Source organism: Dyadobacter soli, assembly GCF_900101885.1.
Lineage (GTDB): Bacteria > Bacteroidota > Bacteroidia > Cytophagales > Spirosomataceae > Dyadobacter > Dyadobacter soli.
In genome coordinates this window covers 213775-234795 of the sequence record NZ_FNAN01000016.1, presented here as the reverse complement: position 1 = coordinate 234795, position 21021 = coordinate 213775, and the positions used below count along the sequence as shown (strand labels likewise).

At 52.2% G+C, this 21021-nt stretch carries 16 protein-coding genes and 1 rRNA gene; 10 read left to right on the top strand and 7 right to left on the bottom strand.

Annotated elements, in window-relative coordinates; genetic code table 11:
* The 3 genes from BLQ88_RS25405 to BLQ88_RS25395 form a co-directional block, all read right to left on the bottom strand.
* Window positions 1-332: ribosomal RNA gene (locus BLQ88_RS25405) — 16S ribosomal RNA — on the bottom strand; the annotation flags it as partial.
* 317 nt (window positions 333-649) lie between these two features.
* The gene (locus BLQ88_RS25400; RefSeq protein WP_090155729.1) at window positions 650-1564 is read right to left on the bottom strand and encodes a helix-turn-helix domain-containing protein; all 915 of its coding nucleotides are present in this window, start codon (window positions 1562-1564) and stop codon (window positions 650-652) included.
* 49 nt (window positions 1565-1613) lie between these two features.
* Entirely contained in the window at window positions 1614-2615 is a 1002-nt protein-coding gene (locus tag BLQ88_RS25395; protein ID WP_090155728.1) for an aldo/keto reductase, read from the bottom strand.
* A 156-nt stretch (window positions 2616-2771) separates the two neighbouring features.
* Here BLQ88_RS25395 and BLQ88_RS25390 point away from each other — a divergent pair, with 156 nt between their 5' ends.
* The 6 genes from BLQ88_RS25390 to BLQ88_RS25365 all read left to right on the top strand — a co-directional run bounded on the left by BLQ88_RS25390 (window position 2772) and on the right by BLQ88_RS25365 (window position 9432).
* Window positions 2772-3239, top strand: a complete 468-nt coding sequence (locus tag BLQ88_RS25390) for a low affinity iron permease family protein (RefSeq protein WP_090155727.1) — start codon at window positions 2772-2774, stop codon at window positions 3237-3239.
* Between the two features lie 69 nt (window positions 3240-3308).
* The gene (locus BLQ88_RS25385) at window positions 3309-5591 is read left to right on the top strand and encodes a sensor histidine kinase (RefSeq protein ID WP_090155726.1); all 2283 of its coding nucleotides are present in this window, start codon (window positions 3309-3311) and stop codon (window positions 5589-5591) included.
* Between the two features lie 138 nt (window positions 5592-5729).
* The gene (locus BLQ88_RS25380; RefSeq protein WP_090155725.1) at window positions 5730-6713 is read left to right on the top strand and encodes an alpha/beta hydrolase; all 984 of its coding nucleotides are present in this window, start codon (window positions 5730-5732) and stop codon (window positions 6711-6713) included.
* Between the two features lie 24 nt (window positions 6714-6737).
* Window positions 6738-7514 carry an alpha/beta hydrolase gene (locus BLQ88_RS25375; RefSeq protein WP_090155723.1) on the top strand — a complete coding sequence of 259 codons (777 nt, stop codon included), beginning with the start codon at window positions 6738-6740 and terminating at the stop codon, window positions 7512-7514.
* Window positions 7515-7784: 270 nt separating this feature from the next.
* On the top strand, window positions 7785-8576 hold the full coding sequence (locus BLQ88_RS25370; RefSeq protein WP_090155721.1) for an AraC family transcriptional regulator: 792 nt from the start codon (window positions 7785-7787) through the stop codon (window positions 8574-8576).
* A 1-nt stretch (window position 8577) separates the two neighbouring features.
* A complete protein-coding gene (locus BLQ88_RS25365; RefSeq protein ID WP_090155719.1) occupies window positions 8578-9432 on the top strand; it encodes a helix-turn-helix domain-containing protein in 855 nt (284 codons plus the stop codon).
* 5 nt (window positions 9433-9437) lie between these two features.
* Here BLQ88_RS25365 and BLQ88_RS25360 read toward each other — a convergent pair whose 3' ends face one another.
* Window positions 9438-10436, bottom strand: coding sequence for a S41 family peptidase (locus tag BLQ88_RS25360; RefSeq protein WP_176885096.1), 999 nt, complete (start codon window positions 10434-10436; stop codon window positions 9438-9440).
* Between the two features lie 73 nt (window positions 10437-10509).
* Window positions 10510-11304 carry a helix-turn-helix domain-containing protein gene (locus tag BLQ88_RS25355; RefSeq protein WP_090155715.1) on the bottom strand — a complete coding sequence of 265 codons (795 nt, stop codon included), beginning with the start codon at window positions 11302-11304 and terminating at the stop codon, window positions 10510-10512.
* 223 nt (window positions 11305-11527) lie between these two features.
* Here BLQ88_RS25355 and BLQ88_RS25350 point away from each other — a divergent pair, with 223 nt between their 5' ends.
* Both BLQ88_RS25350 and BLQ88_RS25345 read left to right on the top strand, forming a co-directional pair.
* Window positions 11528-12115, top strand: coding sequence for a Crp/Fnr family transcriptional regulator (locus BLQ88_RS25350; RefSeq protein WP_090155713.1), 588 nt, complete (start codon window positions 11528-11530; stop codon window positions 12113-12115).
* 54 nt (window positions 12116-12169) lie between these two features.
* Window positions 12170-13093 carry an NAD-dependent epimerase/dehydratase family protein gene (locus tag BLQ88_RS25345; protein ID WP_090155746.1) on the top strand — a complete coding sequence of 308 codons (924 nt, stop codon included), beginning with the start codon at window positions 12170-12172 and terminating at the stop codon, window positions 13091-13093.
* Here the strand turns inward: BLQ88_RS25345 and BLQ88_RS25340 are convergent.
* Complete coding sequence (locus BLQ88_RS25340) at window positions 13065-14240, bottom strand: PepSY-associated TM helix domain-containing protein (RefSeq protein ID WP_090155711.1); 1176 nt, start codon at window positions 14238-14240, stop codon at window positions 13065-13067. The two genes, BLQ88_RS25345 and BLQ88_RS25340, sit on opposite strands and share 29 nt — an antisense overlap.
* A gap of 106 nt (window positions 14241-14346) precedes the next feature.
* Here BLQ88_RS25340 and BLQ88_RS25335 point away from each other — a divergent pair, with 106 nt between their 5' ends.
* Window positions 14347-16653, top strand: a complete 2307-nt coding sequence (locus BLQ88_RS25335; RefSeq protein ID WP_090155709.1) for a TonB-dependent receptor — start codon at window positions 14347-14349, stop codon at window positions 16651-16653.
* A 73-nt stretch (window positions 16654-16726) separates the two neighbouring features.
* Here the strand turns inward: BLQ88_RS25335 and BLQ88_RS25330 are convergent, their stop codons facing one another.
* Window positions 16727-17854 carry a helix-turn-helix domain-containing protein gene (locus tag BLQ88_RS25330; RefSeq protein WP_090155707.1) on the bottom strand — a complete coding sequence of 376 codons (1128 nt, stop codon included), beginning with the start codon at window positions 17852-17854 and terminating at the stop codon, window positions 16727-16729.
* 253 nt (window positions 17855-18107) lie between these two features.
* Between BLQ88_RS25330 and BLQ88_RS25325 the strand changes: the two genes are divergently transcribed.
* Complete coding sequence (locus BLQ88_RS25325) at window positions 18108-21008, top strand: TonB-dependent receptor (RefSeq protein WP_090155705.1); 2901 nt, start codon at window positions 18108-18110, stop codon at window positions 21006-21008.
* The last annotated feature ends 13 nt before the right edge of the window (window positions 21009-21021 follow it).

Sequence of the window (21021 nt, the reverse complement as noted above, 5' to 3'; positions counted from 1 at the left end):
CCCGTAGGAGTCGGGCCCGTATCTCAGTGCCCGTGTGGGGGATCAACCTCTCAGCTCCCCTATCGATCGTCGCCTTGGTGGGCCGTTACCCCGCCAACTAGCTAATCGAACGCATGCCCATCTATCACCAATAAATCTTTAACAAATATCACCATGCGGTGCCCCTGTTTTATGCGGTATTAATCCGGGTTTCCCCGGGCTATCCCCCAGTGATAGGTAGGTTGCATACGCGTTACGCACCCGTACGACAGTGACATTACTGCCCCTTCGCCTTGCATGTATTAAGCCTGCCGCTAGCGTTCATCCTGAGCCAGGATCAAACTCTCCATTGTAAATATTAATATGATCTCGCTTCCTAAAAAGCGGATCGAATGTTTCTAACGAACCTATCTTTTTGCTCTCTTCATCATGTCAAAGAACGTTGCTTCGGACTTCCCGAAACTCGTGGCGGCGATCGTTTTCGCTGCCGTTGTTCCCGATTGGGAGTGCAAAAGTAGAGAGTAAATGTTACAATGCAAGCGCCGGTCAAAAATATTTTGAAAAAAATTTCAAAGAAATTGATCCCGGAACGTCATCTTCCTGTATCAGAAGGAGTTAGCTCAGATAATTTTTTTTATCGCGCAAAACCATTTCTTTCTGCCTTTGATTCTTAGCTCAACGAACGCCGGTAGTTCAGCGGCGTTGCGTTCGTTTTGCTTTTAAATAAGCGGCTGAACGATTGTGGAAATTCAAAGCCCAACCTGAAACCAATCTCGCTTACCGTGAGCTGCGTTTGGGTAAGCAATGCTTTGGCCCTTTCGATCACAAACCGGTGAATATGCTGCTGCGTGTTTTGCCCCGTGAGATTTTTGAGCAGATCGCTCAGGTAGCTGTCTGAAAAATTGAGTTCGCCGGCCAGGTAGGATACCGTCGGCAAACCTTCGGAAATGGGCCGGTCGCTGGCGAAGTAGTCGGACAGGAGCTTTTCCAAGCGCACGAGCACGTCGCTCGTGACAGGCTTGCGCGTCAGGAACTGCCTGCCGTAAAAACGTTGTCCATAGCTCAAAAGCAATTCCAGGTGCGCGATAGTGACATTTTCGGAGTATGCGTCGATCCGGCCGCCGATTTCGTCGCGTAGCATTTTCATCACCGACAGCACCAAACTTTCCTCCTGTTCGGACAAGTGAAGCGCCTCGTTGACGGCATAATCGAAAAAGCCGTACTCTTGCATGCGCTGCCCGAGCGGGTGACGCCTGATAAAATCGGGATGGAACACGACGCAGCAGCCGCTGGGCCTGTGGTCCTCGGAAATATTGCTCGTCACCTGGCCCGGTGCCGTGCAGAACATGATCCCTTCGTCGAAATCACAGAAGCCCTGCCCGTAACGCACTTTACCGGCTACATTTCTTTTCAGGGAAATGCAATACATATCCATCACCAGCATTTCCTTGCTGGTATCGGCATGCGCGTGATCCATTTCGTCAAAATCGAATACGCTCACCAGCGGGTGCACCGGCCCCGGCAAGCCAAGAATGCGGTGCTGCTCCGAAATCGAATGTATAATGTAGGGGGTCTGCTTTTTCATTGTTTAAATATAAGTAAACGGGCAGGACATTGCCCTGCCCGCACGATGGCTACCGGTCGATGGCGTCCATACCAAACTTGTCGTAACGATCGCCCGTTTCGGTACCCAATGGGATGATCGCTTCCAATCGCGCCAGGTCGGCCGCGCTGAGCTCGATTTCAGTGGCAGCGATATTTTCTTCCAGGTATTTCCGGCGTTTCGTTCCCGGAATGGGTACGGCGCCTTTGGCAATCACCCAGGCCAGTGCCAGCTGCGACGACGTTACCTGCTTTTCCGCAGCGATCCGCTGTATTTCCGCAAGCAAGTCCAGGTTTTTATAAAACTGCTCGCCCTGGAAACGCGGGATACCGCGCCTGAAATCGTCTTCGGCCAGATCGTCCGGACTTTTCAGCTCGCCGGAAATGAACCCGCGCCCCAATGGCGAGTACGCTACAAACCCAACGCGCAGCTCTTCCAGCGCCTGCATAATGCCTGCTTCTTCGGGACTGCGTTCAAAAAGCGAATACTCGGTTTGCACGGCCGTCACCGGGTGGACCGCATGGGCGCGCCTGACGGTTTCGGCCGAAACTTCCGACAACCCTATATAACGTACTTTACCTTCCTTCACCAGGTCGGCCATCGCTTCCACCGTTTCCTCGATGGGCGTATTGGCGTCCAGCCGGTGCAGGTAGTACAGGTCGATGTAGTCGGTACCCAGGTTTTGGAGGGAACGCTCGGCCGCCTTTTTAACATAAGCTTTGTCAGCCCGGAACTTCCAGGTAATCTGCGCATCGTCGTCGATTTCCCAGCCGAACTTCGTTGCGATGAGGTAATCTGCACGACGGCCCTTCGTCGCCTTTGCAATCAGCTGTTCGTTGATTAAAGGCCCATAGAGATCGGCCGTGTCGAGCAAATTCCCGCCGAGTTCGAGGGACCGGTGGATCGTGGCAATAGCTTCTGCTTCATCCGCCTTACCATATATATCCATATGGGCCATGCCCGTCATGCCCATACAGCCCAGTCCCACCGATGGTACCACGAGCCCCTGACTTCCTAATTTTACAAGTTTCATACTTTGGATTCTGTTTGTTTTAACCAATGCAAAACTAGGAAGACCTCTCACAGCAGGATTAACCGTATCCCGGAGGTTTGTATCCGAAATCCGGTTACACAACCCAGGCATGGAAATTGGATAGTAGTCCCAGCATTATAACATTACTATCCACAAATGAAAACAAACATCAACGGGCTGTTCGAGCGAATGGCCAATACCGTCACAAACTGGACCGGCAGCTCTGTCGCCTTTTTAACTGCATTTGCCGTAGTCCTGATATGGGCCGTAACGGGGCCTGTTTTTCACTTTTCCGAAACGTGGCAACTGGTGATTAATACCGGGACGACGATCGTTACATTTCTAATGGTATTTATTATTCAAAAATCTCAAAACAAGGAGTCGAAAGCGATACAGCTGAAACTGAATGAGCTGATCGCGGCGAGCAGGCTGGCAAGCAACCGGATGGTAGACATTGAAGACCTGACCGAGGATGAGCTTAATGTACTCCATAAATTTTACAAGAAGCTCTCGGATGAATCTGAAAAGGATGTCGATATCCATAACTCGCATTCGATCGATGCTGCCGACGACCTCCAAGAGGAAAAAAACCGGGCTCAAACAGAAAACAGGAAGGCAGACTAGCTTTTTGACTACCGGGCAAGTAGACCCAAAACGCCAGCACCTTTGTTTGTGAACGCCCCTTTTTTACTTATGAAGCTGCTACGCGGATTTCTGCTGATTGTTGTGTGTTTTATATACTCACCGGCATGGTGCATAGAGCCATTTTACCCCAGATACGGAGCAAAGGATGCGCAAAAGGATTTGGCCGGGTACAAACCTGCGCGTGCCGATACTTCGCAATTTATGCGCGCCGTACGGCTCGGAAGGTATCATGTATATAAACCCGGAGAACATAAGCAAGACCTGGATTCTGCGCATTCATTCTATCTGGCAGCCCTGAAGATATCCGGCCAACTGAAAACCGCCCGCAGCAAGGTCGACGCATTGAATCTGCTTGGGGCCATCCTGTATGAGAGAGGTGAGCACGCGAGGGCAAGCGCGCTGCATGAGGAAGCTGCCGGTATTGCGAGTAGAACCGGGGATCTGTCATCCGAAGCGGAATGCTGGTATTTGAGAGGGGAAATACAGCCCTACATCCGGCACGATTCGGGGCATTCAGTCAGTCCGTTCTACCAGAAATCACTGGAACTTTTCCGAAAAGCAAAAAACGTCCGGTACCAGGCATATGTTCTCGCCAGGATCGGTGGTTTGCAGGGGCAGTTTGTGCAGGACTACCCCGGAGCACTGGCTAATTTGCTTGAAAGCCAGCGCCTTTATAAATCGATCCGTTATCCCCGAATGCATTATGTCTATTTTCTGGCAACGGAGATGGCCTGGGCTTCCGGAATGTATAGTGAGGCAATGCGGTATGGAGAGCTGGCAATAGAATCGTCCCGATCGTCGGGGGACCTTCATGACCTGGCGGTATACCTGTCGTTCCTGGGCAAGATTTACGACGAGCTGCAAGAGCCGCAAAAGGCTCTCGTTTATTACAAATTATCAGTGAGTCAATCCATTGCAGACGGGAACCCTAACCAGGTACTGATCTCTACCCGGCGGATCGTCAAGAATTTACTGGCTTCCGGCAAGGTGGACGAAGCGAGGAAATACTTCGCCCCTATTTTCGCGAAATATCCGCCGAGAAACATCGACACCGAGATCATCTTCCTGGATGTGATGGCCCATTACCATACCTATAAAGGGCAGTTCGACATTGCCGAGAAGTTTATCCGGCAATTCCTTAAATATGAACCGAGCGTCAACAGCTTTTTGAGTTTCGAACTACAACTGCACCAATCCGTTGGTAAGCTTTATCTCCATGCCGGCCGCCTTGCTATGGCCAGAAAACATCTTAATGAAGCCTCCAAATGGGTCACTACCAGCAATCCTCAGGCCGTCATCATTAACATCGATATCCAAAAGAACCTGTACAAGCTAGATTCCGCCCAGGGAAATTATGCACTCGCGCTGGAACATTTTCGTCAGTTCAAGATACTTAGCGACTCGATTTATTCGGTAAGGAAAAGTCTTCAGATTGCGGGGATCCAAATCCAGTTCGACCTTAAGAAAAAGGAACAAGACATTCAGACCCTGTCCCAGCAAAACAAAGCGCAACTCGCCCGTTTGGCGCAGCGGGAATTCCAACGCAATGCCATGGTGGGCGGCACCTTGCTGCTAACCCTGCTGCTGCTTTCATTGTACGTTCTGTACCGCAACAAACAGAAGAATAACCTGGAATTAAAGTCGCACCAGCAGGTTATCGAAGAATCCAATACCCGGCTGACCCGGACCGTTGAAGAGAAGCAACTGCTGGTGAGAGAAATCCATCACCGCGTTAAAAACAACCTTCAAACGGTGATCAGTTTGTTGGAATCCCAGGCCTTTTACCTTGAAAATGACGCACTGACGGCCGTAAAAGATAGCCAGAGCCGCATACATGCCATGTCGCTCATTCACCAAAAGCTGTATTTGACGGAAAATGTTACTTCGATAAACATGCAAGTCTACATCGAAGAACTGGTTTCGCACCTCGGCAGCAGTCATCCCGACAGTGGCCAGATTTCCGTTGAAATGCAAATTGATGAGATATACCTCGATGTAGCGCAGGCGATTCCGCTTGGGTTGATCATTAATGAAGCTGTAACGAACATCTTCAAATATGCTTTTCCGAACGGGATGCCAGGCGAAATGCTCATCCGGTTCAGCGAGATTTCCGAAGGCCGGTACACGTTAAGTATCCATGACAACGGGATCGGGCTAAATACGGAGGCAAATCGCGCACGGACCGGTTCGCTGGGCATGAACCTGATGAAGGGCCTGAGTCGCGAACTGGGGGGCGATTTCATTCTTAAATCAGATCATGGCGTAAAGATTACAGTTCAGTTCGCATCTCTTCCCCATTTTTCGGAGGCAATGCACGCACATCAGGCTTGAAGTACATGAATTACCGGGTGATTACCATTGATCGCCCGGCGGTGTTACGCGATTTTTGTGAAAACGATGATGATTCATCCCCCTTGTGGTCCAAGGGCTACTTCCCGCGTAATCCATTTACTTAAACCTGAATAGATCATGACCACTGAAACCATCGCACTGTCCCCGGTCGACTTTGCCGAAGATCCCCATTTATCACCGGCTGTGAAAGCGTTTCTCAAACCGCTTAATGCGGGCGGGCCACCATTGGAAAGCTTGCCGGTAGCCGACGCACGGAACGTACTGGTTGCTGCGCAGGCTGCATTTGAGGTTGATCTTTCGGGCATTTCCGAGCAGGAAACGACTATCACGGAAGACGGCTATCAGATAACACTCAACATTGTGCGTCCCGAAGGGGCCACCGGGCAGCTGCCGGTATTCCTGTTCATCCACGGGGGCGGATGGGTGCTGGGCGACTACCCGACCCACAAGCGCATGGTACGTGACCTGGTGACGCTCACCGGCTTCGCGGGTGTGTTTGTGAATTATTCGCGTGCCCCGGAAGCGAAATACCCGCAACCCGTGCATGAAGTATATGCAACAGCAAAGTGGCTGGCGGCAAACGGGCAGTCCGTTGATCTCGACGGCACGAGGCTCGCTATCGTAGGGAACAGCGCCGGAGGCAACTTATCGACCGCCGCGGTACTACTGGCCAAATCAAAGGGCGGCCCCGAATTTAAGACCCAGATCCTGTTCTGGCCGGTTACGGATGCCAATTTCGAGCGGCCTTCGTTCCAAAAATTTGGTACACAGCGTTTTCTGACTTCTACCCTCATGCAATGGATGTGGGATCAATATGTTTCGCCGGACAGGAGGCATGAAATCTACGCATCTCCTGCTCAGGCTACCATCGAACAGCTTCGCGGTTTGCCCCCTACCCTCATCCAGGTGGCCGAAAACGATATCCTGCTCGACGAGGGCGAGGCTTATGGTCGCAAGCTCAGTGAGGCGGGAGTCGAAGTCACCACCGTCCGCTACAATGATGTGATCCATGATTTTGGCCTCCTGAACGGGCTTGCAGAAATCCCGCAGACGAAAGCCCTGTTTATCCAGGCAGCGCAGCAATTGAAGAAATACCTATAATATCCACCGTTAGCCAGATTCAATATGAAGACAAAGACGATAATGTTTGTGACGGGTGCATTTGTGACGCATCACTGCTGGGATGAATGGAGGGAATATTTCGAAGCACGCGGCTACTCCACGCTCGCGCCTGCGTGGCCATTCAAGGACGGGACAGCAGCGGAACTTCGCGCGCGCCAACCGAATGACGTAGACCTGGCGCGGCTTACGCTGGCCGAACTGGTAGATCATTATGCCGGCATCGCAAAAAGTTTTCCTGAAAAACCCATTATCATCGGGCATTCGCTGGGAGGGCTCATTACCCAGATCCTCCTGAACCGCGGACTGGCCTCGGCGGCAGTAGCAATCCACTCGGTACCGCCGCAGGGCATTATCCCGTATGAGTTTTCATTCCTGAAATCGACCTGGGGTGCGCTCGGGCTATTTACCTCACTGGATGAGACCTACCTGATGCCATTCGACACCTGGCAGTATGCATTCGTGAACGAAATGCCGTTGGAAGAGCAGCAAAAGGCATACGACCTGTTCACAGCGCCCGAATCCAAACGTGTTGCGCGGGGCGGGCTCACGAGCGCGGCTGCGGTAGATTTTGATAAACCGCATGCGCCGCTTTTGCTCACCTCCGGCTCGCTGGACAACATCATCCCGGCCCATTTGAATAACCGGAATTTTGAACGTTATAAAATGAATGGATCGGTCATCGAATACAAGGAGTTTCCCGGTCGTAACCACCACACGCTGTCCCAGGCGGGTTGGGAATCCGATGCCGATTATATTCTTGACTGGATCAAAAATTACTGACAAACGCTTCGCAGCAAACCTGATGCCCTTGCCATTTTGCAAGGGCATTTTTTTATCAGATTAATCCAAGCCCGGGAACAGTATCCTACAACAATGGCATCATTACGGCTCGTTGCTATCGAAATATCGCTGCCATATTTCGAAGATTATTGATATTTCAACAAAATCGAAAATTACTAAAACAGCTAATTATCTTATAATCAAAACATTAACTACTTGGCATGATTATGGAAAACAAAAAAAGACTCACCCATAAACCCATTCAGTCTTATGAAAGATTTTCCTTTAATCACCACCCGCGACACTCCGGTAATACAAGCTATCCATCCGGGAGAGGCCGTGCCGAAATTGAGCAATTCATACCGGCTTCTTTGGCTTGAAACACCGTATCATACATCTACCCGAAGACTGCTTATACAGCCTCCCGGCAAGCCATTGGCACGACAAGACATATTTGAATGCAGTGGCTGTGTAGTGTCATTTGCAGAAGAGTTTTTGCTCATGTTTGGTTTTGAAGATTCTGGTCCATTCCGGATAACGGCGGCGTTGCCCGCTACGCTCGACATATCCAACTGCCTTACCAGCAGAACGATCGAGCGCACTATCGCCAGCCTGAAACGCCAATCCCACCAGTTACCGAAAGGCAGCCTGGTTCTTTCCGGGCTTTTGAAGATACTCCTCGTTTCAGTCACACGCATCTTTGAACAAGCCGGGCAAGATCGTGGTACCTGCGTCGACCAGCGGGTTTTCGAGCGCTTTATAGATCTGATCCGTCAGCGCAACCTAAGTAAGAAAGGCATGCAGGACTACGCCAGGGCGCTGTCCATCCGGCCGGATGTGCTATCGGAGACGATCAAAAGAGTTTCGGGATATCCGGCAAGCCATCATATTTACCAGCACATCATTCGTACTGCCAAGCATGCCGCCATTGGATCAGGCTCTACTATGAAAGAGGTTGCATTTGCATTGGGTTTCAAAGATGTGGCCCATTTCAGCAAATTCTTCCGCAACAAAGCAGGGATGACATTTTCGGATTACAAAAAGGCTTATCAGGTTCTGTAACATGAAATATTCACATTACAATCCCTCGCAAACCAGCTTCCATGCGATTTCCCTCGGTGAAAATCAGGAGGGTGCTGAAAGTGCTTCCACCGGCTTCCGTCAATCGGAATTGTTTGAGCTGATCTGGATCAAAAAAGGCTATGGAGCGGTCACCGTAGATCTGGAAAACCGCCTGATCAGCGATAACAGTCTTTTTTGCCTCGTCCCGGGCCAGATCAATCGGTTTCCCGCCGGACAAGAGTTTGTCGGGTATAAAATCGCCTTCTCGCGGGAGTTTTTGTGTGCCGACAGCGCGTTACCTCACCTCCCTCCTGCCCTCGGCTATGGCGCCCGGGGCGGCCAGCTGGAAGTGTTGGCCCTGGGTAAGGAAATGCAAACCGAAGTAGAAAGTATCGTGGAAATGATTCTTTGGGAATACCATAACCGGCAAACGATGTGGGCGCAAATGCTGCACGGCCTTTTGAAAGTCCTGATTGGTTATTTCCCTTCCAATGCGAATGTTGCCGGATTGGAACCAACAGGAAACGATTCCCTGGCATTCAACCGGTTTATGGCCCTGCTCGATCAAAAGTTTGCATTTCAACGACAAGTTGCCGCCTATGCATCGGACCTCGCAGTTTCCTCCAACTATCTGAGCGAAATAGTGAAGCGCGTTTCCGGGCATTCGGCGAGTCATCACATTCAGCAGCGGGTGCTCCTGGAAGCAAAGCGTAAAGCGGTCAGCAGCAGCAGGTCCATGAAGGAAATCGCGCTGGAACTCGGCTTTGAGGATTCGTCTACTTTCAGCAAATTCTTCAAAACGATGACACAGGTCAATTTTTCAGAGTTTCGGCGCGGCTGGGTTACAGGTGTCTGAGGATGTCATTTGGCCGCTTCTGCCAGTACGTCGGCAACCGCAGCAAGCTCGGTTCCCTCTGCGACTGTGCGATCCGGTTGAATACCCGTCGCTTCCCAATTCTCGGTTGTACCCGGCCAAGTGGGCGCTCCGGTGGAGACGGAAATATAGAGGTGCTCATTGACGGGGTACCACGAATTCATGAACGCCGCCCCGCCCGATCGTTGTCCGATGATTTTTGCGCGACGGTGCTTTTGCAGGGCATATGCAAATGCTTCCGCCGCCGAAGCCGTCCCCTTGCCAACCAGGATGACCAGCGGCTTCTCATATCGGGGTTCCAGCAACCAGCCGACCGTCTTTTCTGTCTGCACGTTGCCATTCCTGGTTTTAAATTCCAGCAAAGTTGTGTTGGGGGGAAGGAAAAAGCTTTCGAGAACACTACCCACGTTACTGCCCCCGCCTCCATTGCTTCGCAGGTCGATGACCAATGCGCGCGTATTCGCCACGAAGCGCATTGCCGCAAACAGCACGGGAAGGCTCCTGGCCGAAATGTTGATCTCCGAGACATCCAGATAACCGATGTTCCCGTTCAATATTTTCACGTCGCGAAAGCCAAAGTTCCGTTCCGCGGCATCTTTCCCGTCGAAGAACGGGTTATATGCCTGCACGGCGGTGTCCGCGCCGGGCTGCGCAGGTTTTTGCAGATCCCTGACAGTCTTAGGGTCGTTTCTAACGTACAAATGCCCGTCATGGCTGAATTCCAGCAGGCTTTTTGAGATAATGCCGGCCAGATCCTGCCAATTTTTAGCGGCTGCAAATTTTCCCTGCCGATGTTCGGACCGGAGATGTTCCGCTATTTTCTTTCCTTTCTCCGGAAAAACATAGGCAGTATCGACCGTGTGCGCCATCGCGGCAATCGCCGCATCTATTTCCCGGGCTGGAAGTGCCTGGGCGAGCGCACACCGGCAGCACACCAGGAGAATGGTCGCGCTCAGGCAGAAACGGGTAAGTTGGATTAGTGACATGTGCCGGGTTGATTTTGGTTTCCCGGCAAAGTTCATCCATCCGCACCGACTAAAATTGTATGAGATTAGCGCGTTAGCTCTTCCGGTATTCCTTGGGTAAAAATCCTGTGACCTGCTTGAAAGCCCTGGTAAAATGCGCCTGATCGGCAAATCCGGATTCATACGCAATACGCGTGAGCGGGTAAGCGGTATTCTTAATCCGGGTAATTGAATTTTTGACCCTCAGGTTTCGAATGTACTCGCTTAAAGTACAGCCGAAATAGCGCGTAAAATACTTTGAAATCGTGACGGGATGCGTACCGGTTTGTGTCGCAAGTTCATGCAGGCTTACGTGCTCGTTCCAGCGGTCGTGCAGCAACTCGGCAATTTGCAATACCCAGTCCGGCTGTCGGCAACCGGCGGTTTCCCTCATGCGTAGCAGGCCAAGTACGGCCATAGTAATCGAATCGCCGATACAGTCTCCATCATAAATCAGTTGGCGGTACGCACGCAGGAACGCGGCGGCAGCGAGCGGATTGGCATGGGTAGCCTGTCCGATCCCGCACTCGGTGAGATCGAATGTTTTGATAAAATCGGGCGTAAACTCGATATTGAAATTTCGCGAACCCGGCAACGTCTTGCTATTCTGGTGAGGCTCGCCCGCGTGAAAGAATATCGCTTCACCCGCCTGGCGATAGCATTCACTGTGTTGCCGCTTTTCAACGGTCGCCCCCGCCAGAAGCATCGTTATGTGCGCATTCTCGTGCGCATGCAGCGATACATTGGGAAGATTTTCCTGCGAATACGTTGTTACACTCGTCCAGATGCCATTTTCCAGGCGGGTCGTCAGGTTCTTTCCTAAATAAGTGGCTGTCGGAAGAAGTTGCATAATCGATTCGGGTAAAACTATTTGAACCTGGTAGTACGATCGAACTGTGTTACTTTGCAGGCGAAAACCATTCAGCCAGCGGTAATGCTAATGACGCGATAAGACTTGAAATATTGTTGAGAGGAGGCTTCCTGATATCCCAAAGTCCTGGCGTGCAAACTTGTTAAACTTGCGCCAAATTTCAAAAAATGCCGTAATTTGAATTCATTAACAGGAAAACACCATGATCTCAGCGCTCGTCGAAACCTTGCAAAAAGAAGTACCGGTATCGGCCGCCGATGTAGCGCTGATTGCGAAGCATTCCAGGGTGAAGCGGTACCAGCGCGGCGAAGTGCTACTTCAAGGCGGTGAGGTACCGCAAGAGGTATTTTTCGTGCTCAGTGGGGCTTTGCACCAGTTTTATGTAGAGGAAACAGGCACCGAGCATACCTGCAATTTCACATTTGAGCGCGAGTTCGTGACAGACCTGGAAGCGTTTCAAAAGCGGATCGACTCGCCGTCTACCATTCAGGCCATGACCGACGCCACCGTACTCTGCATCAGTCATCAGGATTTCACATTAATGTTGGCGGAGTCGCCGGCAGTGGCCGAATATTTCAGGGTCCTCGTAGCGCGCATTGCCGAGCAGGGCATTAAACGCACCAAATTGCTTTTGTCCTCTTCGCCGGAAAAGCGGTTTATTGAATTTACCCGGGAGCAACCCGACCTCCTGCGTCGCGTGCCCCAGCGGTATGTTGCGCAATACCTGGGCATGACGCCCGAGAGCCTGAGCCGCATCAAAAAAAGATTGATGACCAGCGAAAAATCTTAACACAAATCAATGCCCCGCAGCGTACGGCCCGGATACATTTGCATCAAAAAGATCATGCAAACTATACTTGGCTCGGGTAGCGCAATCGGTAACCTTCTGGCAAAAGAATTAAAGAACTTCACCAACCACATCCGGCTTGTCGCCCGGAAGCCCGTTAAGGTCAATGCCGACGATGAGCTTTTCCCGGCCGATCTGCTCGACAAGGAAAAGGTTGAAATGGCCGTGAAAGGCTCGGATGTGGTGTACCTGACGGTCGGATTGCCGTACAATACCCGGGTTTGGGAGTGGGACTGGCCGGTTATCATGCATAACGTCGTCAGCGCATGTCTGAAATCGAATGCCAGGCTGGTATTTCTGGACAATGTTTATATGTATTCGGCGGACGAAATTCCCCGCATGACGGAAACCTCTCCTCTGCAGCCGCCCAGCAGGAAAGGACGGGTGAGGACTCAAATTCAGCAGATTATGCTTGATGCGATTGCTGACCGTGGCTTGCAGGGGCTTATAGCCCGAAGCGCCGATTTCTACGGGCCTTCCGTGGCCAACAGCCCGCTCGCCATCACCGTCCTCGACGAATTCCGCAAGGGTAAAAAAGCATTCTGGCAAGTCGACGATTCCAAACTCCACGCATTCACCTACGTGCCCGACGCCGCCAGGGCGCTCGCCATGCTGGGCAATACCGAAGATTGCTACGGTGAAATCTGGCATTTGCCCACCTCTTCCGAAAAACTGACGGGCAAAGAATTTATCACGAAAGTAGCCGCAGAACTGAAATGCAAACCGGATTACTATGTTTTCAAGCGCTGGATGATGAAACTCGTCGGCATTTTCGTACCGATCGTCAGGGAACTCGGCGAAATGTCATACCAGTACGACCGCGACTATGCATTCGACAGCAGCAAATTTGAAAACCGCTTTTCCTACAATCCCGTCAGCTACGCGGAGGGGATCAGGGAAATGGTACAGGCGAGCGTTTAACTGGCTTAACCTGCTTCTTACGCCGTCCCCACCAGATCAAAAAGCCCGTGACCGGCAGGCTAGCCAGAAACAGCGCCCCAAAAGTGGCGAGTATTTTGGTAGGCAGGCCAAAGATGCTGCCCACGTGAATGGCGTAGTTGGAGTTGCGCCATTTGGCACCGAGGGTCTTTTCATCCTGGTGCTCCTGATGGAACAGCTCGCCGGTATTGGCGTGGTAAGAATAATGGTCCGACTCGTCCCAGCCGGTGTTGCCGTCGAATGCCAGGTAGGCTCCTATTTCTGCGCGGCCATCGGCGGGTACCGGTAAATAGAGATTCATCGCGGTCCATTCGGCACGTTTGGTGACTACGTCGGCGAGTACCTTGTCGAGCGGTTGGGCCGTCAGCGGGAACTGGGCCAATGGACTTTCGTGTATCGGGAAAACCTGCTCAGGGTCGTCGCCCAGGAGGCGGTAAATGCCGTTGGTCCACCAATCGAACGTCCACACGAGGCCGGTAATGGCGAAAAGCAGGATGAGTAAATGCATATAAAACCCGCCCACATTGTGCACGTCGTAATTGACCCTCCGCCAGCGGGCGTCCCATTTGATCTTGAAGCGCTGCTTGCGCGCGGCTTTGTTTTTGGGCCACCACAACACCATACCAGTAATGGAAAGTATCATTACGAAAACCGTGGCAAATCCTACCACATAATGCCCGATATCATACCGGAGCAGCATGTTCTGATGTAGCCGCCGGGTAAGGTCTATCGGGTTACGAAGCATGTCGACCACGCCTTGCACGCGGCCCGTATAGGGGTTTACGTACACGTGCACCCAATGCGTGTAATCATCCCAGTGCGTCCAGCCCGTGGGGTTCGGATTGTCTTTGTAAGTAGTGAAAATATAAGCCCGGTCAGGGGCATTCACGATGTCTATCCAGTTCAGTTTTTTCCCGGGCACCGTCTGCTGCGCGATTTCCGTAAGCCGGGAAAGCGGGAGGCGCTGCGTGTTTTGGGGTTTTACAAAAACATAATCGTGGTAGTACCAATCGGTCAGCTCAGTATCCCAGACAAAGATGGCCGCGGCGGTCATACTAAGTACCACCACCAACCCGGCGGCCATCCCCAGCCAAAGGTGAATGGTGCCTGCAATTTTCTTGATTTTCATAGCGGCTGCAAAGGAACAAATAAAAAATTATTATTTAATCCAATTCCAAATAATGAAATGAGCAATATCTTTGCGCATCCACAAACACTCAATGCAAATCACCCCTATGAAGCAATTTCTATCCTTTATGCTCCTCCTCGTGAGCATGCATGCCCTCGCGCAGACGGGCACCATCCGCGGAAACGTGACCACTTCCGACGGTAAGCCTGCCGAATTCGTCAATATCGTTTTGGAAAAAACCAGCCGCGGCGCGGTAGTGAACGAAGCGGGCAATTACGCTGTCAACAAGGTGCCTGCGGGCTCTTACACGCTCGTCGCCAGCTTTGCGGGCCTTGTTACGCAAAAGAAAGAAGTGACCGTTTCCGCGCTCGAAGTGAGCACCGTCGATTTCATCCTGGCCGAAGACAACCGGCAGTTGCAGGAAGTGATCGTGCGGTCGTCGGCGGGCCGGGTAACCGACAAATCGTCGGATATGGTAGCGCGAATGCCCATTTCAAACCTGCAAAATCCGCAGGCGTTCAATATTGTGGGCAAGGAGCTGATGAAACAACAAAACGTCGTCGCCATTACTGATGCATTCAAAAATGCACCGGGTGTGGTGGCCGCATTGTATCCCAGCGGCGGAATCGGCGCATTGTCGCGCGGGTTCTCGACGGGCATCGACGCCCGTAACGGCCTGCAAACCACCTCGGGAAGGGGTAGTGCGGACGTCGCGAATATCGAAAGGATCGAGTTTATCAAAGGGCCCTCGGGCACCTTGTTCGGTGCGGGCAGCTCATCGTTTGGCGGTGTGGTGAACCTGGTGACCAAAAAGCCGTTTGAAACATTCAAAGGCAGCGTCGACCTATCCGTCGGCAGCTTTGGCCTCGGCCGCATCAGCGCGGATGTGAATACCCCTTTGAAAAGCGATAACAGCCTGCTTTTAAGGGTCAATACCGCGCTTCAACGCCAGGATGCCTACAACGAAAGAGGCTTTTACAACAGCTCGCTTTTCGCACCAAGCATTTTGTACAAACCAACTGACCGGCTCTCGGTGCTGGTGGACGCCGAAATTTACAGCGTCAACTCCGTTCGCCCGACCTACGTGCGCATTGCAGAAGATGCGGGGATCCGCTCCTATGCCGATATTCCATTGGATTACAAAAAGTCACTGCTGGATAACGACCTCGACGCGAAAACGAATACCGTCAAGTTCTTCGGAGAGGCCAGATACCGCATGAACGGCGGCTGGACCTCCACTACCAATGTCTCCTACGTAAACGAGTTTACAGAGCGCAGCTACCAGGATTACCCCGTCTGGATCTCGCCTACGAAAGTGACCATTGACGTTTCGCGGTACGGACCCGTGAGCAATACCTACGCCAACCTGCAACAGAATTTCAATACCACATTCAACACCGGCCCTTTGAAGCACACCTTCCTTACCGGCCTGAACCTGAACCAGTTCCTCGGTCGCGGTGAGAGCGGTGGTACCGGCATTATCCGTACGCTCGACGTGCGCGACAACAACCTGAAAGTGGACAGAATACTGGTCGACAGCGCATTGGTACCAGGTACCATGCTGAACTGGGGACGCTCGAACACGCTTACCTACGGTGCGTACGTGTCGGATGTGATCAGCTTCAACGATCGCCTGTTTGCGATGCTGAGCTTGCGGTACGAATACATTGAAGATAAATCGGTTGGCCCGTGGGCGTCGCCTTACACGCAGAGCTCTTTTTCACCCAAACTTGGGCTCGTGTACCAGGTCGTGAAGGACAAGGTATCGCTGTTTGCCAACTACATGAACGGTTACCAGAACTACCCGCCGATCGTTCAGCCGAATGGTTCTACCTTGCAGGTCAAACCGATCTATGCCATTCAGTATGAAGGCGGTATCAAAGCTGAGCTGCTAGACAAGAAGGTGAACACGACATTGAGCTACTATTATATCGACATCGACAATGCGGTGCGCTACGGGAACAACTCGTTCGCATTCCAGGATGGCAAGCAGGTGAGCAAGGGTATCGAGTGGGATTTCAGCGCCAACCCTGCCCCGGGGATGACAGTAATCCTCGGCTACGGCTACAACGATAACCGCATTCTCGGCGCCGAAAACCTCGACCGGAACATTTCCAACAACTCGCCCCAGCACATAGCCAACTATTGGCTGAACTACCAGTTCCAGACCGGCGCGTTACGGAATTTCGGCCTCGGCGCGGGTGGTAACTACGTTTCCGACGCCTATTTCGACGACACGAATTTGTTCCTGTTGCCCTCCTACCACATTGTCAATGCGAGCGCTTTTTATGAAAACCAGAAGTTCAGGATCGGTTTTAAACTGAACAATATCAATAACCAGAAAAGCTGGGGTTTCTGGGGCGCACCGAACCCGACACGTAATTTTGTGACCAGCGTGAGTTTTAAATTTTAGCATTGCGGCGGATTCCTGTCGTCGGCACTGTTCGGCAGACGGGAATCCGCTTTCGCGTAGCATATACCCCCATTCAAACCGCAATTTTCGCCCCCCGCAGAACTCTTAAATGCTCCGAAGGCGTGAACCCGGTGATCTCTTTGAAGTACCGGTTGAAGGAAGACTTTGCCTTGAAGCCTGATTTGTAGGCGAGGGAAAGAAAGTTGAAATCGTCGGACTGGCTCGTCGAAGCGGCCTCCATTTCTTTCAATGCATAGGAAATCCGGTACTCGTTGATGTATTGGTAAAAGGATTTACCTGCAAAACTGTTAAGCGTTTCAGATAGGTGGTATTTGTTGATACCGGTCAGGCCGGCCAGTTTGTCGAGGTTCAGGTCGCAGTCGGTGAAGAACATGTGCCGGCGCATTTGCGCTTCCAGCGATTCCCAGATTTCCTTTTGCCGCTCCTCGGGCAGTACTGCTGCCTTGCGGGACAATGGGCTGTCGGCGGTGGCGGTTTCTGTAACCGGCGCTGTTTCGGAGGTAAGTAATGCCGTATCCGGCGCAGTTCCTGCCACAAATTTGTAATAAACGATCATCACGCACAGCGCACTCAATGCGGTGTAGGTGATAATGCGGACAGGGATCATGAGGTCGGCATGGAAGAACGAGTTGGCAAAATAAACCGGCCCCGAAACGCAAACCATGCCCAGAAAGCACCATGCTATGACCGCTACAATGCGTTTTTCAACCACTTTCCCGTCGGCGAACCCACGCCTGATCCGCAATGCCAGCCACGCATAACCAATATCCGAAAGCAAAATCCCGCAGTAACTCCCCAGGTTATACCATTTGAGCAGCCCGTAACCCGACGTGCCCGAAACCGCGATAACGCCTGCGATCGTGAAGTAAGCGATAGCGGCAGCGACGAACGGCAGGAAAACGTACCAGCGCGTGGCGGGCAGGAAGGCGTCGTCATGCACTTTCCGGGCATACAGGTACAGGAGCGGCGCATAGCAAAAGCCGATGAAAGTATTCATTTGCTGCCGCACCTGCTCGTCGTTCACGAAAGTATAGATCACGAATTTGATCGAAAGGTGGCAGCCAATGCAAGCGATAAACATGATCAGCAACGAATCTGCGCTCGTCCGCACTTTGCCTTTCCATAGCATTCCCACGGCGACGATCGCCTGAAAGATGCCGATTGCGATAATATGATGCATGTAATGCTGTTTTTCCGGATGCAAATTTAGGATTTCAGTATTAACTGGATGTTAAGGAACCGGCACACGAGTGATCCGCGGCGCACTTGCAGCCTTTCTTAATGATTTCTTAACAGGAAAATAAGTATTTGTATATCAATAACTTAAAAGTGGCGCTCCAACGAGTGGGACGTGTGCGGGTAGCAGTTGTTGGCGTGGGTTGAAGCGAGCATGAAGTGTCCCGCACCTTTGTCGCAAACAATCCCGGACTACCATGTACACTTTTACAAATGTCGGTTCCCTCACCGGCAAACGATCCCAACGCAGGCTGTTATGGTCGCTGACGGCCCTGCTGGCACTCGCATCCGTTGCCCGTGGGCAGACGCTCAAAGGCACGGTCATCAGCAAGGACGGAAGCCTGCCCGGCGCCACGATACAAATGCCGGCGCATAACCTGTTTGCCTCCACGGAAATTGACGGCTCGTTCACACTTGTAGCCAATACGGAAGGACACGCACGGCTGACGATCACGTATGTAGGGTACGGTAAGAAAGAAATGGATGTCGTGATCGGCAAAGGCGTGACCAACCTGGGTAACATCGAATTGCAGCCCGATAGCAAGAACACGCTCAGCGAAGTACTCGTAACCGGCAGCATGGCGCCATCGCAGATCAAGGCGATGAGCATTAAAAGGAATTCCAATGCGATCATAGATGTAATGGCTTCCGACGCCATTGGTAAACTCCCCGACCGTAACATTGCCGAAGCTGTGCAGCGCATGCAGGGCGTGGCGGTGGCGCGGTACCACGGCGAGGCCGACCAGGCCACCGTACGCGGGACGCCATTCGCATGGACGTCGACGCTCTTCAACGGAAGCCGGCTGCCGAGCTCCAATGTGCTGGGTAACCGGTCGTCGGTCCTCGACGCGATCCCCTCCGAAATGATCCAGTACGTACAGGTAGCGAAGGCGATCACACCCGATATGGAGGGCGACGCGATCGGCGGTTCTATCAATTTCATCACCCGAACGGCCCCGGCTTATCGTCAGCTGAATGCAAGTGCGGCGGGCGGCTACAACTCATTTTCCCGAAACGGCACCTACAATGCCTCGCTGATCTACGGTGACCGTTTTTTCAAAAACAAACTCGGCGTCGTGCTCGCCGGTGCCATCTGGGACCGTCAGTGGGGTGCCGATGCATTCGATGTGAGCTACAACACCGGACTGGCCGACGCGGCGCAGAAAAAATCCATTAACTCGGTGATGTTCAAGCGGTATATGGGCAAGCGCCAGACGATGGGCCTCAGCCTGGGAATGGAATACAAGCTCGGCGGAGCGAGTAAGCTGTTTTTCAGGGGAATGCTGAATAAATTCAATGATATCCGTCCGGTGTCTGAATCGTATATCGACTATACCAACAGCCGCTATCAGTACAACTACCGCTATTCGCATTACCAGACGGCCATTCAGGGCGGCGAGATCGGCGGGGAACACCAGGTAGCGCCCCGGCTCAGGCTCGACTGGTCGTACAGCGATTACAAATCCAGGTATTTTCTTGAAACACCTCCTACCTATGGAATCAAAGGGCTGCCGATTGGGACTTTTCGGCAGAAGATCACAGGCGGTTTCAATGATCTGTCGTCGGACGGCAAACGTTACTGGGGTTTCGATTCACCCAATGGCGTCGGGGGTGATCCGATGCATTTCGAAGCGGGCCTGACCAACGAGTCGGAAACCATGGACCCGCAAAAGCTGACACTCCAGCAACTCGTGATTGCGCAGCTCGACAACAGCGAACACGACCGAAACGTGCAGCTGAACCTGCAAACGGAAGTTTCGAAAAATCTGAAACTGAAATTCGGGGCCAAATACCGCCACAAGTACCGGGAGAGCACCTACGGATCGAGCATTGTATTTATGCCGGCCGCTGCACTGGGCGTACCCAACTCCCCTGCCCTGCTAAGCCTGGCCAACCTGCAAACCGCCGCACCTGCGAAAGGGACCGAATTTTTCGGCCATATGCCCGGCGATCACAGCCAGTATGTGATGAATCCGCTTACCAAAGACCAGCTTTTCAACCTGTATGGCGCCGAATCGCTTACCAAAAACGGTTTCGTGGAAGTAACGCCTAAAACCAATCCGACGGCACTTTACGAAGGTTCCGAGCAGGTAACATCGGCTTACGTAATGGCCGAATACCAGGTAACCGCCCAGTTGCGGCTCGTGGGCGGCGTGCGTAACGAGTACACCAACATGGACCTCGAAGGCTCGGCCGCTACCATCGCCGGAACGCCCGCCACGACCGTCATTACCCCGACGAACGTGAAAAACAACTACAATGCATTGCTGCCGATGCTGCATTTGAAATATGCATTGAGCGTCAATACCAACATCCGCGCCGCTTACACCCGCACATTTATCCGCCCCAACTTCGGCGATATGACGCCGGGTACCTCCATCGACAATACCAAAACGCCGATGACCATCAGCCAGGGTAACCCCGCATTGAAACCGACATTCTCCAACAACTTCGACCTGATGGGCGAGCATTACTTCCCGAATATCGGGCTGCTCTCGGGGGGCGTGTTTCACAAACGCATTCAGGATGTGGTGTTCACGGATATGAGCATGCAAAGCATTGACGGCAGCAGCTACCTCGTAACGCAAGCCAAAAACCTGCAAAATGCCACGCTGATCGGCTTTGAAGCGGGTATAAACCGGCGACTTGACTTCCTCCGGGGTTTCTGGTCGGGCTTTGGGGTGGAATTTAACTACACCTTCATCGACAGCCGGGTGAAAGTGCCACGCGGCGTGGAAGGTAATATCACGATGGACCGCACACAGCTGCCCAACCAGTCGAAAAACCTTTTCAACGCCATTCTATTCTATGAAAAGAACAACATCATGCTCCGCCTGGCAGGTAACTACCGCGGTGCCTCGGTGGAAACCATTAATCAACAGCTCGGCCCCGGTTTCTACATCTGGACCGACGCCAATTTCACCATCGACGCGTCCGCTACCTACACCATCAGCAAGCGTTTGCGTGCATTTGTGGAGCTCAACAACCTGAGCGATTCGCCGATCAAAATGTACATGGGCGATAAACGCCGGACGACATCCAGCGAATGGTACGGACGTAAAGGTCAGGCTGGTCTGCGCTGGGACATTATCAAGTAATTCAATTTAATTT